Genomic DNA, 12,698 nt, shown 5'->3' with positions numbered 1-12,698 from the left:
ATCGTACCTCCGACCAATGAGTGGTTGAGTATACTATACAATATGGTAGGTTCTGTATCTAGCAATATTTTCCGTAACTTTATTGCCGACTATATATCAAAGGGAGGTGCATTGAATGCACGGAATATTATTGGAGTTTACTACAAGTAAAACAGAAGAGACTCGGACGATGGCGTACGCAGTTAGAAGTCAATACGAGGTAGTCCCCGGTTTCATAAATATCACCTTTTTTAATGACGTAGAATCCGGAGGTGATACTCACGGATTTCTGCTTCAACTGGAATCAGCCGAAGTAGCGGATCAATTTCTTCAGCAAATCAAACATGCAGATTTATCGGCGCTCGAGGTCAGTAACTTTGTTGTTAGAAAATTCAAGTTATTGGAATAGAAACAAAAGGAGAAATGGTCTGGACCCCTTGTCAAGGACACTTAAAAAAAAGAGTGTTGAATTAGGCAGCCGACAAAAGATGATTCCTGTACTGTACAGGGGTCATCTTTTTTAGTCCCCATTGATACCTGTGGTTATTGTAATGTAAGCGTCAAATCCAGCACACCTAGAATGACATCCGAGTATGTGTGAGAATGAAAACATCTGAATTGGACATTACAGCGCACGGAGACATAAGTCTGCCAACGCCAAATAACCTCTATCCGTTTAGGAAGAGAGGCTGGGCATCTTATTTTGAAAAAATACGGCAAGTTAAAGGCAAGGAGGGGTACCAAGGTGCTAGCTTTGCCAACGCCTCGGGATCCGTCGCATCAGGTAACTGAGGCATGACTTCAAACAGATGCTTTAGGTACATGTATGGATTGAGCGAATTCGCCTTAGCCGTCTCCACAAGACTGTAAATAATGGCACTAGCCTTCGCACCACGAGGCCAGCGCAATCATCTACAGTGTCGTGGAAACGGCGAAGGCAAATGATCTCAAGCCGCAGGTCTACTTGCAGCATCTGTTTGAGCAGTTGCCGCAGCTGGCAGATCCCGAAGTGTTAGGCAAGCTGGCCCCCTGGTCGACATCCTTGCCGCTGATCTGCCGTTTATTCTCGAAATAAGGTAATCTGACGGCCCTCCCTTGTCTATCGGAGGGCTATTAGGCATCCCCTGCTTCGTTGTCCGTATCTATTCCTCGCGTGAGCGCTATATTCATATTGTCATGAGATAAGGATGACTTCCATGTGTGTGGGATTTGACGCTTACCATTAATGTGTGTTTCTATGAGTTTATCCAATAAATCAAATTTGTCCTGATAATGAAGATAAATGGTTCCGCGGTTAATGTTTGCCCGGTCGGCAATATCCTGAATTGTAATGTCATCGAAGTTTTTTTCAGTCATCAGCTCAATGACAGCCTTTTTCATCGATTCTTGTGATTTAAGAATTCTCCGATCCACTTTTGCCATCGTAAATTCCACCAAATTTTCTTAAATAATTAATACTTTTAATGATTTTGTTGATTAATCAACAAATCTCGTTCAGTTAACGATTGCAAACATCCTGTTTCTGTTTACAATTATAGATAGATGGTGATTAAACAATCAATATTGATTATGTGATGGCAAGCTGGATATAGAGAAATCGATTGTGTATATTAAATTTCCCATTGATACGAGCAAAGTTGGGATTATCAAACCTCGATTGAAGAAACGATGGAGGCTTTGCACGACGTGGTTAAGGCGGGCAAAGCCAGATATATCGGCGCTTCTTCCATGTATGCGTGGCAATTTTTAAAAGCGCTCCATGTCGCGGAGCAAAACGGATGGACTCGGTTTGTATCCATGCAAAATCATTTGAACCTCTTGTACCGAGAGGAGGAACGCGAGATGCTGCCGCTCTGCAAAGAAGAAAAAATCGGCGTGATTCCGTGGGCTCCGCTTGCGCAAGGAAGATTGGCGCGCGAATGGAGTGAAACCACATCTCGCTCCGCCAACGATCCAGTGGCTCAAAGGCTTTATGGCGCAACAGCCGAGTCAGACCGAAAAGTGGTTGAACGTGTCGCGAAAGTGGCTGAAAAACACGGCGTTCCCCGAGCCCAAATCGCGTTGGCGTGGCTATTGCAAAAGGAGTCGATTACTGCTCCGATCATCAAATTACTGGTGGTTTTAAAAATGATTACTGCCAATGCAAGAGCTGTCCAACAAGCGGCAAATAACAAAGCTTTAGAAGGGTTTGATTTCCGTCTAGAATTGCATAAAATTACTGCAGAAACCCTTGTAATAAGTGGAAAATACGATACGTTAAATACACCAGAAGATGGTCGAGAAATAGCTAATCTGATCCCTAAGTTGGCTAATGGATGTTGGGAACAAAGGAATCTGACTTTCGACCTCTCTTGCTTACGAGGATGAATAAGCTGTCAGATGAGGTACTAACGTAAAATAAAAAACTGCCCTAATTTTGGGCAGTTTTTTAAAAGTAGGAGTGGTAATAATTGGATTAAAATACAATAATATTTGATTAAAAAGGAGAATACTTGCCATGTTTCTTATTTTTTTGTTCTTTGCCTTAGCAGCAGGTTTGATGATTGGCATTCATGGGGTCATCAATAGTTCAGGGGCGAAAGCCGTTGGTCTTCCGACAATGCTTGCTTTCTTTTCGATTGTTCAAGCGATCCCGGCCCTGATTTATATTTTCATAATGAAACCTTCGTTAGGAATTGTCGGCTCTTTTTCAGAAGGGTGGAAATGGTTTCTTGTGGCGGGTTTAATGGCTGCTGCAATCGTCACTGTTATGACATTATCTATTTCCAAAATTGGTGCTCTAACTGCATTTGCATTGGTTATTTTAGGTCAAATTATTGCATCAGCGATTGCCGATCATTTCGGTTTATTGGGAATAGAAGTGAAACCGATGAGCATGATGAAAGTTGCAAGCATTTTTGTAATAATTGGCGGAGTATTGTTACTGGTTAAGTCAAATTCAGCAAATAATGAAACGGAATCTTCTTTTGTTAAGTCAAGTACTGTTATTCGTAAATCTCGCAAAATTTCCTAAAAGAAAGAAGTGTTTGCCATGTATCTCGTTTTTTTGATATTGTCCCTATTATCCGGTATGACAATTGGGATTCAGGGAGTTATAGTTAGTGTTGGGGCAAATGCAATTGGTCTTCCGGCAATGCTCTCTTTTTTTTCCATTGTTCAAGCCGTTCCAGCCCTGATTTATATTTTCATAAAGAAACCATCACTCGGAATCGTCGGCTCTCTTGTGAGTGGATGGAAATGGTTTCTTGTGTCAGGTTTATTCAGTGCGACGATCGTAACCATTATGACTTTATCTATTTCCAAAATTGGAGCTCTAACTGCATTTGTATTAGTTGTGTTAGGCCAAATTATTGCATCGCCGATTGCTGACCATTTCGGTTTATTGGGAATAGAAGTGAAACCGATGAATAGGGCGAAGTTTGCAAGTATAATGGTAATTATTGCAGGGGTCACATTATTGGTAATGACTGGATAGGGTGCCTAGTTTATTACGAATTAAAAAGGAACTTCCTCTATTGTAGCAAATAAGGCTAGGTATACGAAATACCTAGCCTTTGAATTTCGAAGCAATTATAAAATCAGCTCCAACAAATCCCCCACTTGTTCTGCCATAACACGAGGTGGGCATTCCATTTTTTAACCACCATTCCACTATCCCTACGTAAGCATTTGCAACAAATTGTACAATTACATCTTCACTGCGGCCATAATTTTTTCCTTTTGTGATGTCCACATTTTTCCTGAACTCTTCGATATTAAACTTAAGGAACCGGCTTCGAAAATATGGGGCTCCTTCACTCGCTAACATCGTTGAAAAGAATATATAATTACACTCAAGGTATACAGTGTACAGTAGACTCTATATAATCCATTTCAGCTGCCGACTCGCAAAAATTCTTCATCTCGTTTATATGTTCTTCGATAATTTTATCTAACAGATCAAATTTATCTGAGTAATGAAGATAGACGGTCCCTCGGTTCACATTTGCCCTGTCAGAAATGTCCTGAATGGTGGATGAAGGAGCTGCAGCAGGCTCATGGCAAAACAGAAATCGTATTTGGCATCGAGCCCACCGGACACTACTGGTTTCCATTAGCGGCATTCCTGGGGAACCAAGGCATCAAGATCGTCGTAGTGAATCCGCATCATGTCAGCAAGAGTAAAGAGCTTGAGGACAACTCGCCGACAAAGAGTGACTACAAGGATGCTAAAGTCATCGTCGACTTGATCCGAAATGGGAAGTATTCGGAGCCTAATCTGCCAACGAAGGAGTACGCAGATTTACGTATTTACATGTATTTTCGGGAGAAGGCTTCGATCAATCTGAATCAAGTGAAGGGTCGAATGAGCAACTGGTTCGATCGCTACTTCCCTGAGTATGAAAGTGTCTTTAAGGATTGGGAAGGCAAAGCATCGCTTATGACGATGAGACAATTCCCTACGCCAGAAGAGATCCAAGCAGCCGGCGCCAGAGGCGTTATCGCGCATTGGAAAACAGAAGTAAAGCGAGGCGTGGGTATAAAGCGTACAGAGAAGCTATGCGCCGCAGCGGCTTCCTCGATTGGACTGACCGAAGGATTGGCGGCAGCGCGAATGGAATTAGCAGCGCTTCTTGAACAGTATGATCTGTTCACCAAGCAGCTTGAGGCGACGATGGAGAAGGTGATGCAAATTCTCGAGCGTATCCCCGGAGCGCCAGAAATGCTAACGGTCCCCGGTGTAGGCGTCATCACGGTAGCCGGTTTTTTGGCCGAGGTTGGCGATTTAAAAAACTACGATCACGGCCAACAGATAATTCGACTGCAGGCCTGAATCTCAAGAAAACAGCTCGGGCAAACGTAAAGGAAAGACGGGGATAACCAAGTGAGGACGCTCACGATTAAGAGCATTACTGTTTCGTGCTGTACTGCCGATGGTGGCCAAGAATGAAGCGTTTAAGGTGCTTCATAAACACTACACCACCCGAAGTCAGAATCCGCTTAAGAAGAAACAATCCATTATTGCACTATGTGGAAAGTTAATACGCGTCCTGCATACGTTGGGGACAAAGCAACGAACGTATAATGCTAACGATGTTTCAGGTCCTGTTCGACAAGCCCAGATGCTACAAATGGCAGCTTAAATTCATCAAAGCAATAACCTGCAATCTCGTATTATTCACAGGTGTACAACTTGACAATCGAAGCACCGGAGAAGCCGAAGAACTACATTCCATAAGGGCAACGACCCCGTAAAGGAGCAAGAACCGGCATCCACCCCTTGAGAGGTTGAACGAAGGAATGTAAGGGCATAGCCCAGCGTGACATGGGAGGGTAAACCCCAAGGGCCATTGTGGAGATCCACTGTACGCCGGGAATGGAAGTTCGCCGCAGCTTATGTGTAAACAAACCCGAATAAGTATTGACTTGGAGTTCACTCCGGGTAGTAAACTCCTTTATGTAAAACTATCAAAGCGAAGGAGTAGAGTGAAAAGGAGCGGAAGTAACCAAATTTGCCGTTGGCGACCGCGTTGGCGTCGGCTGCTTTGTTGACTCCTGCGGGGATTGCGAATACTGCCGCCGATGCGAAGAGCAATTTTGTACGAAGGGCGTCGTCTTATCTTATAATTCCTATGACTACGACGGCAATCTGACCTACGGCGGATACAGTCAACAAATCGTTGTAAAGGAAGACTTCGTTGTCCGTATTCCGGACAGTCTGGAGCTGGATGTTGCGAGTCCGCTGTTGTGTGCAGGCATTACCACCTATTCCCCGTTGAAACACTGGAACGCCGGACCGGGCAAGAAGGTTGCAGTCGTAGGCATGGGAGGCCTCGGCGATCTGGCGGTTCAATATGCGCATGCGATGGGAGCTGAAGTAACCGTATTGAGCCAGTCGATGAGCAAGCAAAGCGAAGCATTGGCGTTGGGTGCAGACCATTACTATGCGACAAGTGATCCCGCGACATTTACTGCATTGCATTGGCTGACAAGTTTGACATAATCCTAAATACAGTGTCGGCCAATCTTGACGTGGATACATACTTATCGATGCTTCGTGTTGACGGCTCGCTTGTTAACGTCGGTGCGCCGGTCGAGTCGGATAAGATGTGCTGACGAAGTCGACGAAGCGTATGAGCGCGTGCTCCGCAGCGATGTCCGGTACCGGTTCGTTATCGACATGGCTACATTGTAATTTTGGCAGCAATCACATCGTTCAGGTTAATTTCTGGTAAAATGTACTATGGGGGTGCAGAGGAAAATGGAAATTACAAGAATCGGTTCACAGCCTTCCCGGAAAGGGCCTGAAGAGTATTTTACCGGCACGGTGCGAGTGGATCCGTTGTTCGAGGCTCCCGAGCCTGCACGCGTGGCCGGAGCCAGTGTGACGTTCGAGCCGGGCGCCCGGACAGCATGGCACACCCACCCGCTAGGCCAGACCTTGATCGTGACGGCCGGCTGCGGCCGGGCGCAGCGCTGGGGCGGTCCAATCGAGGAGATTCGTCCGGGCGACGTGATCTGGTTCGCACCGGGCGAGAAGCATTGGCATGGCGCGGCGCCGACCACTGCCATGACGCATACCGCCATTCAGGAACGTCTGAACGGCAAGGCCGTCGAGTGGCTGGAGAAGGTCAGCGACGAGCAATACGGAGCCTGATCGCAGAGGGAATTCCGCGTAATAGCAGCAGAAAGCCGTAATCGCAGAGGATTACGGCTTTCTGCTGCTGTTCATGCGCTTAGCTTGTAATCATACTTTTCCTTCAGGCGCTTGATGTCTGTTCTTGGAGGGGAACCAAACATCCGGGCAAGGTCCTAAGAAGAAAAACGATTGGATTTTGAGTATTATTTTAACAGAATGGGTGTCCGAGGAAAATAAAGTTTTAGACTGGATTTGTTGATCCTACGGAGATTTTTGAATTGATAAATCGTCAGGTTCCGAATAATAAGTATTAGACTGACTCCAATATAAAACCAGCGGCAGTCTTGGACTGGAAAATAAAGTCCTATACTGCCGCTGGTTTATTGAACTAACTCAATGTTTTTATACCAAATCCGTCCAATACGCAAAAGCAATCGCGGAGGCCATCAAGACCGCCTTCAGCCCCCATAATCCTTTCAACAACCGTAATCTGGCATCCCCACTCAGCATAGAGGAGCTCATTGGTTCACTAGGTATAAGCCCCGGCTATGGACTCGAGGTATTCCGTAAAGTCTATGGAATATCACCGAGGAGATACCTTTCGGAACTCAAACTTCACGAGGCAAAGGAGCTCATTCAGCAACCTGGCCTTTCACTTAAAGAGATTGCGTCACAACTGGGATATGAGGAATTGTCAAATTTCAGCCGTCAATTCAAACGATGGACAAACATGAGTCCACTACAATACCGCCGGTCCCTTCTCCTTAGCCCAATGCATCATCGAAAATTCTACGAAGCAAATGGACATCCAGATTAATGTCGTGAATTCCATATTTCTATTGACTTGGAGTTAACTTTAAGTTGTATAATCCTCGATGAAAGAAGCATACACGGGAAAAAAGTGCTTGATTATTTCAACATCAATGCTTGATTTTTCGGATAATCTGTCTCCCGATTTCCGTGTACAATAACCGATGAGTGCAGAAATCCAGGTTTCTGGATGCCAGGCAGGGAATTCCTTTCCGGCCCGGTTCGATAATTGGAGGAGGAATACGACTTGGAACGTCTTTGGACGAAATCGTTTATTTTTATGACCGCAGGGATGCTTTTCTTATTTACAGCATTCTATATGTTGTATCCAACATTGCCGCTGTTTATTAAACAGATGGGCGGCAATGAAACGCAGGTCGGTTTGGCGATGGGCGCATTTATGCTGACGGCCGTTATTTTTCGCCCGATCGTCGGAGGGCTGCTGGACAGGTTCGGCAGGCGTCCTTTTATGCTCTGGGGACTGCTTCTCTTCGCCGCTGTAATGTATATGTACGACTGGATTGGCGGAATCGTCGCATTGCTGGCGCTCCGAATCGTGCACGGGATGAGCTGGGCAATCTCCACAACGTCGATGCTCACAGCAGTTACGGATATGATTCCAGCCGCCCGCCGCGGAGAAGGCATGGGGTGGTTCGGCATGTCCATGACACTGGCGATGGCGATCGGTCCGCTGCTTGGCATCTGGATCATACAGAGTCAGTCATATCATGCTCTGTTTCTAATTGCCGTTGGTCTTTCATTCGTTGCGCTGTTCTTGACATTCGGGGCTAAGATGCCATTCACGCCGCAATCGGGCGCAAGGAAAGTTGAATTTTTCGAGAAATCGGTACTGCCTGTTACAGTTTCGGTATTCTTTCTGTTTATCGCATATGGCGGCATTACCGCTTTCGTCCCGCTGTTCGCCGATTCGCTGGAGGTTAATTCCGGCACGTTCTTTCTGGTCTATGCCGCAACGCTTGTCCTGAGTCGCCCATTTGCAGGGAAGCTGTCGGACCGTTACGGAGAGACGCTTGTCATCATACCGGCTTTTGTCATTACGATGTTGGCTCTAATTGTTCTCGGCTTCTCGACGGGTCTGTTAGGCGTACTTGCTGCGGCGGTGCTGTACGGGATTGGTTTTGGTTCCGCGCAGCCGGTGCTGCAATCGGCCATCATCCGTCTTGCCCACCCGGACCGAAAAGGGGTTGCCAATGCTTCTTTTTCGACGGCTACCGACCTCGGTATCGGGTTAGGGGCGATTATACTGGGTTGGATCTCCCAGTACACGAGCTATCAAATACTGTTCACTGTCAGCGCTATCTCAGTTATGCTGTCTATGTTGGTTTATATTGGATTTGTGAAGCGCTTATTGAGCAGCAGTGAACTATTCACTGCGAAGCAAGCCGACGTTGCGTCACGATAAGAGTAATTGGAAAGAGAGGGACGATCTTATGCAATTTGTTAAACTTGGAAATACAGGATTGGATGTATCCCGGCTTTGTCTTGGTTGTATGAGCTTTGGTGTAGCAGAGCGGTCGTTTCATCAATGGGTGCTCGATGAAGAGCATAGTCGTCCTATTATTAAAAAAGCCCTTGAGCTCGGTATCAATTTCTTTGATACGGCGAATGTGTATGCAAACGGAACTAGCGAGGAGATTGTAGGACGAGTTTTAAAGGAATATGCCAATCGTGATGAAATTGTTATCGCGACAAAGGTTCATGGCCGTATGCACGAAGGTTCAAATGGCGCCGGACTTTCTCGAAAGGCAATCATGAGTGAAATTGACAAGAGCCTCAAGAGATTGGGAACCGATTATGTCGATCTTTATCAAATTCACCGCTGGGATTACAATACCCCCATTGAAGAAACGATGGAAGCCTTGCATGATGTAGTGAAGGCCGGGAAGGCAAGGTACATTGGCGCTTCGGCCATGTATGCATGGCAGTTCCAAAAGGCACTATATGCAGCGGAGAGAAATGGATGGACCCGGTTTGTATCCATGCAGAATCATTTAAACCTCATCTATCGTGAAGAGGAGAGGGAGATGCTGCCGCTTTGCAAGGAAGAAAAAATCGGCGTGATTCCATATAGTCCGCTTGCGTCCGGAAGATTGATTCGTGATTGGACGGAAACAACGCATCGATCCGAAACCGATCAGATTCAAAAATCGAAGTACGATGCGACTGCAGATACGGATCGAATCGTCGTGGAGCGGGTTGCGGCAATCGCAGAAAAACATGGCGTTCCCCGTATTCATATCGCACTTGCCTGGCTGCTGCAGAAAGAACCGGTAACCGCTCCTATTATCGGCGCTACAAAAGTGTCTCAACTCGAAGATGCTGCAGGAGCGCTATCGATTAAGTTAACATCGGAAGAAATTGCGTTCCTGGAAGAACCGTATGTACCTCACCGGATAGTTGGTTTTAGTTAATGTGATACGAGAGGGAAGGTGAAAAAATGTCAAATGAAAAAGAACTTACAGGCGCACAAAAAATAATAGGAGATTTCGCACCGAAACTCGTGCAACTTACCGACGACGTTTTGTTTGGGGACGTTTGGGAACGCAAGGAACTGTCTCCGCGTGACCGCAGCCTGATTACCGTAGCCAGCCTGATCACCGGCGGAAATACAGAACAACTGAGATTTCATTTGAACAAAGCGAAAACAAACGGGATTTCGGAAGAAGAGCTCAAAGAAGTAATTATCCATCTTGCTTTTTACGCCGGATGGCCGAAATCGATGTCTGCCATTATGGTTGCAAAAGAAGTGTTTTCAGAAAGGAAATAAAGAATACTTTATAAAGGCATAGAATAATAAACCCGCTAATTATAAAGCAAAGCGTAACAACATAGGAGGAAAAAATATGTCTGACAAGAAAGTGTGGTTTATCACTGGTGCCGGGCTGCCAACTGTTATCTCGGCTACTTCGAGGAGCTGACCCCGGAGCAGATCGAGCGTCAACTTGCCACCAACCTCATCGGCCCGATGAACGTCACCCGTGCCGTGTTACGCGTGATGCGCAAGCAGCGCTCGGGACATATAATCTCGATCTCTTCGGGCGCTGGCCTTGTCGGGTTCGAGTTTAGTAACGCCTACGTCACGTCGAAGTTCGGCCTCGAGGGCTGGATGGAGTCGCTGCAGCACGAGGGCGCGCCGTTCGGCATCAACACCACTATCGTCAAACCGGGGTTTTTCCGCACCGAGCTCCTCACGAAAGAGTCATCGACCTACGCTGAACCGTCCATCGAGGACTACGCCGAGCGCAGAGCAGAGCAATTGGCGTGGTGGAATGCCCAGAGCGGCCAGCAGTCCGGAGACCCGGCCAAACTCGCACAGGCGCTGATCACGATTGCGAGCGAGGAGCAACCACCGCGCCGCTTTATCGCCGGCGCCGACGCAATCGGCCTCGCCGAGCAGAAGATCGCCAACCTTCAGCAGCAGATCAATGCTTACCGTGACCTGTCAACTTCCCTCGCGTACGAGGATGCATAACCACTCGGACTGATATTTAGGACGAACCTCCAAAATAAGGTGATGCGAAGGCAAATATCGATCGTTTAGTCATCTGACCCTAGAAGCATTGAGGAGATGAAATCATTGAATCTATCTGAATCTAAATCAAATGCTGTGGCACCTGCTACGCAACCACTTCAATTAGAAGCATTCACCAAGTCATCTAAAACGTTTATCTGCTGGCTATCTGGTGCTGGGTTTCTAATCAATTCGCGCGGAACCCTTATTATGATAGATCCTGTTATTTCACTGATACTCCCTCTGCTTTAGTGCATAAGGGTACGTTGTTCGGTGGAACCCTTCCAGTTGTGAAAAGTTTAGAGACTCTAGGAGTTCCGTTGGGACAAACCAAAACCTTAGGTATAGGTGAAACTTTTCAAATAGGAGAAATTGAAATCACAACTACTCCAGCTGATCATCCGTGGCAACAAGAGAACCCGGATAAATACGGAGATCCATGGGGACCAAAAGATTGCTGTGGTTTTATTATTAAAACTTTGGATGGTACAATATGGTGCACGGGTGATACACGACTGCTACCTGAACATCTGCAGATGACAGGAGTCGACCTGCTGTTACTCGACGTATCGAGAAACGAGTACCATCTAGGTCCAGAAAACGCCATCACCCTCGCCAATACGCTTTCACATTCGAATCTAATTCCATATCACTATGGTACTTATGACACTGACATTGAAGCTCTTAATGGGGACCCAATGGAACTTGCACCAAGAATTAGTGCATGGGCAAATCGATTACATGTTCTTGCGCCCGGTGAAAAATTCTGGTTGTGTGCATCTGACTTTAGACACAACAGTTAAAGATCACTACTGCTAAATCTACTCCGAAAGAAACGAGATGGCTTATGATTCGATCATATCTATTACTGCTTTTTTGCGTCACTTGTTTGGGGAGCAACTTCGTATTCGGTTCGATGCTTGTGCAGGAATTTCCGCCACTGCTTCTTTCCGCATTTCGGCTATCCGCAACCTCCATATTTTTGATCGGTTATGCATGGGGGGCCAAAAAGCTGACAGCTCTAAGCCGCCGGGATTACCTTCTTCTCATTCTGCTTGGTTTCGTAGGTACGCTGCTTAACCAGTCTGCTTTCTTTACAGGACTAAAAACCGTGAATGCTACAACAGCGTCGCTGATCCTGTCCCTTGCTCCGATTACGGTATCTTTTCTCGCTGCGGTGTTTCTAAAGGAATACATCACAAGACGTATGGTTATCGGATCGGCGCTTGCGATTGTGGGCATTTTTTTTGTAGTCGGGAAATCTGACGGGCTGCAGTTCTCAATTTGAGTCATCTACATTCTGCTGGCAATGATTACATTTGCCGTCTTCATCATCATGATGCGTAAACTGACGGAGCGGGTTGACCCTTTTATAGCACCGTTTATTCTACCGTTATCGGCTCGGGAATGGTAATCCCGGTAGCGCTCATAAAGGAGCCTTTAAATCAAGTAAGCCCGCATCTTTGGGCGTGGATGATGCTCTTTGTAACAGCGATTCTGATGCATGGTATATGCTTGTTAATTTGGAATCAGCAATTAAAACAGGTGGGAGCCGGGAAGGCTTCGATTTTTTTGAATCTGCAGCCTTTCGTGGCTATGGTTCTCGGCTTTGCGCTGCTTGGAACGCCTGTAACCGCCGTACAATTGATCGGGTCTCTGCTTATTGTCGGAGGTGTTGTGCTGGCTACCGCACAGAAAAGAGAGAAGGTGGATGCCGTCAGCCAAAGGGTATCTATGTCTAACCCTATTTCAAAGTAA

General features: G+C 46.3%; 13 protein-coding genes and 7 pseudogenes. 16 read left to right on the top strand and 4 right to left on the bottom strand.

Translation table 11 applies throughout. The features are described from left to right. Positions 1-115 precede the first annotated feature (115 nt). Positions 116-388: a hypothetical protein gene (locus tag L1N85_RS16505; RefSeq protein ID WP_235240168.1), complete on the top strand. Its 273-nt coding sequence runs from the start codon at positions 116-118 to the stop codon at positions 386-388. 61 nt (positions 389-449) lie between these two features. Here L1N85_RS16505 and L1N85_RS16500 read toward each other — a convergent pair. Further along, a pseudogene (locus L1N85_RS16500) lies at positions 450-533 on the bottom strand (IS3 family transposase); the annotation flags it as partial. Between the two features lie 144 nt (positions 534-677). Then, positions 678-875: pseudogene (locus tag L1N85_RS16495) on the bottom strand (transposase domain-containing protein); the annotation flags it as partial. A 2-nt stretch (positions 876-877) separates the two neighbouring features. Here L1N85_RS16495 and L1N85_RS16490 point away from each other — a divergent pair. After that, positions 878-1,054: pseudogene (locus L1N85_RS16490) on the top strand (transposase domain-containing protein); the annotation flags it as partial. A 122-nt stretch (positions 1,055-1,176) separates the two neighbouring features. On the opposite strand, the pseudogene L1N85_RS16485 reads toward L1N85_RS16490, so the two are convergent. Then, positions 1,177-1,401: pseudogene (locus L1N85_RS16485) on the bottom strand (TetR/AcrR family transcriptional regulator); the annotation flags it as partial. Between the two features lie 216 nt (positions 1,402-1,617). On the opposite strand from L1N85_RS16485, the pseudogene L1N85_RS27230 reads away from it, so the two are divergent. The 3 genes and pseudogenes from L1N85_RS27230 to L1N85_RS16470 all read left to right on the top strand — a co-directional run. Further along, positions 1,618-2,160, top strand: a pseudogene (locus L1N85_RS27230) (aldo/keto reductase); the annotation flags it as partial. Between the two features lie 316 nt (positions 2,161-2,476). Continuing rightward, complete coding sequence (locus tag L1N85_RS16475) at positions 2,477-2,992, top strand: DMT family transporter (RefSeq protein WP_235240167.1); 516 nt, start codon at positions 2,477-2,479, stop codon at positions 2,990-2,992. Between the two features lie 18 nt (positions 2,993-3,010). Next, entirely contained in the window at positions 3,011-3,454 is a 444-nt protein-coding gene (locus L1N85_RS16470; RefSeq protein WP_235240166.1) for a DMT family transporter, read from the top strand. A gap of 95 nt (positions 3,455-3,549) precedes the next feature. Here the strand turns inward: L1N85_RS16470 and L1N85_RS16465 are convergent. Beyond that, positions 3,550-3,992: pseudogene (locus L1N85_RS16465) on the bottom strand (TetR/AcrR family transcriptional regulator C-terminal domain-containing protein); the annotation flags it as partial. 2 nt (positions 3,993-3,994) lie between these two features. Between L1N85_RS16465 and L1N85_RS16460 the strand changes: the two are divergent. The 11 genes and pseudogenes from L1N85_RS16460 (at position 3,995) to L1N85_RS27955 (ending at position 12,698) form a co-directional block, all read left to right on the top strand. After that, positions 3,995-4,792 (top strand): IS110 family transposase, encoded by a 798-nt coding sequence (locus tag L1N85_RS16460; RefSeq protein WP_235240165.1) that lies wholly within the window; start codon positions 3,995-3,997, stop codon positions 4,790-4,792. A 660-nt stretch (positions 4,793-5,452) separates the two neighbouring features. After that, positions 5,453-6,154 (top strand): annotated as a pseudogene (locus L1N85_RS16455) (NAD(P)-dependent alcohol dehydrogenase); the annotation flags it as partial. A 66-nt stretch (positions 6,155-6,220) separates the two neighbouring features. Further along, positions 6,221-6,616, top strand: coding sequence for a (R)-mandelonitrile lyase (locus L1N85_RS16450; protein ID WP_235240164.1), 396 nt, complete (start codon positions 6,221-6,223; stop codon positions 6,614-6,616). A gap of 331 nt (positions 6,617-6,947) precedes the next feature. Further along, positions 6,948-7,415, top strand: coding sequence for a helix-turn-helix domain-containing protein (locus tag L1N85_RS16445; protein ID WP_328285227.1), 468 nt, complete (start codon positions 6,948-6,950; stop codon positions 7,413-7,415). A 240-nt stretch (positions 7,416-7,655) separates the two neighbouring features. After that, entirely contained in the window at positions 7,656-8,831 is a 1,176-nt protein-coding gene (locus tag L1N85_RS16440; RefSeq protein ID WP_235240163.1) for an MFS transporter, read from the top strand. A gap of 28 nt (positions 8,832-8,859) precedes the next feature. Then, the gene (locus L1N85_RS16435) at positions 8,860-9,840 is read left to right on the top strand and encodes an aldo/keto reductase (RefSeq protein ID WP_235240162.1); all 981 of its coding nucleotides are present in this window, start codon (positions 8,860-8,862) and stop codon (positions 9,838-9,840) included. Positions 9,841-9,866: 26 nt separating this feature from the next. After that, the gene (locus tag L1N85_RS16430; RefSeq protein ID WP_235240161.1) at positions 9,867-10,196 is read left to right on the top strand and encodes a carboxymuconolactone decarboxylase family protein; all 330 of its coding nucleotides are present in this window, start codon (positions 9,867-9,869) and stop codon (positions 10,194-10,196) included. Positions 10,197-10,289: 93 nt separating this feature from the next. Further along, positions 10,290-10,901, top strand: a complete 612-nt coding sequence (locus L1N85_RS16425) for an SDR family NAD(P)-dependent oxidoreductase (protein ID WP_235240160.1) — start codon at positions 10,290-10,292, stop codon at positions 10,899-10,901. Positions 10,902-11,191: 290 nt separating this feature from the next. Continuing rightward, on the top strand, positions 11,192-11,743 hold the full coding sequence (locus L1N85_RS16420) for an MBL fold metallo-hydrolase (RefSeq protein WP_328285226.1): 552 nt from the start codon (positions 11,192-11,194) through the stop codon (positions 11,741-11,743). A 44-nt stretch (positions 11,744-11,787) separates the two neighbouring features. Continuing rightward, positions 11,788-12,228, top strand: a complete 441-nt coding sequence (locus L1N85_RS27960; RefSeq protein ID WP_407946460.1) for a DMT family transporter — start codon at positions 11,788-11,790, stop codon at positions 12,226-12,228. Positions 12,229-12,347: 119 nt separating this feature from the next. Continuing rightward, positions 12,348-12,698, top strand: a complete 351-nt coding sequence (locus tag L1N85_RS27955; protein ID WP_407946459.1) for an EamA family transporter — start codon at positions 12,348-12,350, stop codon at positions 12,696-12,698.

This window comes from Paenibacillus alkaliterrae (genome assembly GCF_021532375.1).
GTDB classification, from domain to species: domain Bacteria; phylum Bacillota; class Bacilli; order Paenibacillales; family Paenibacillaceae; genus Pristimantibacillus; species Pristimantibacillus alkaliterrae.
Note: the sequence above shows the minus strand (reverse complement) of the source record. Positions and strands in the feature narration are given on the sequence as shown.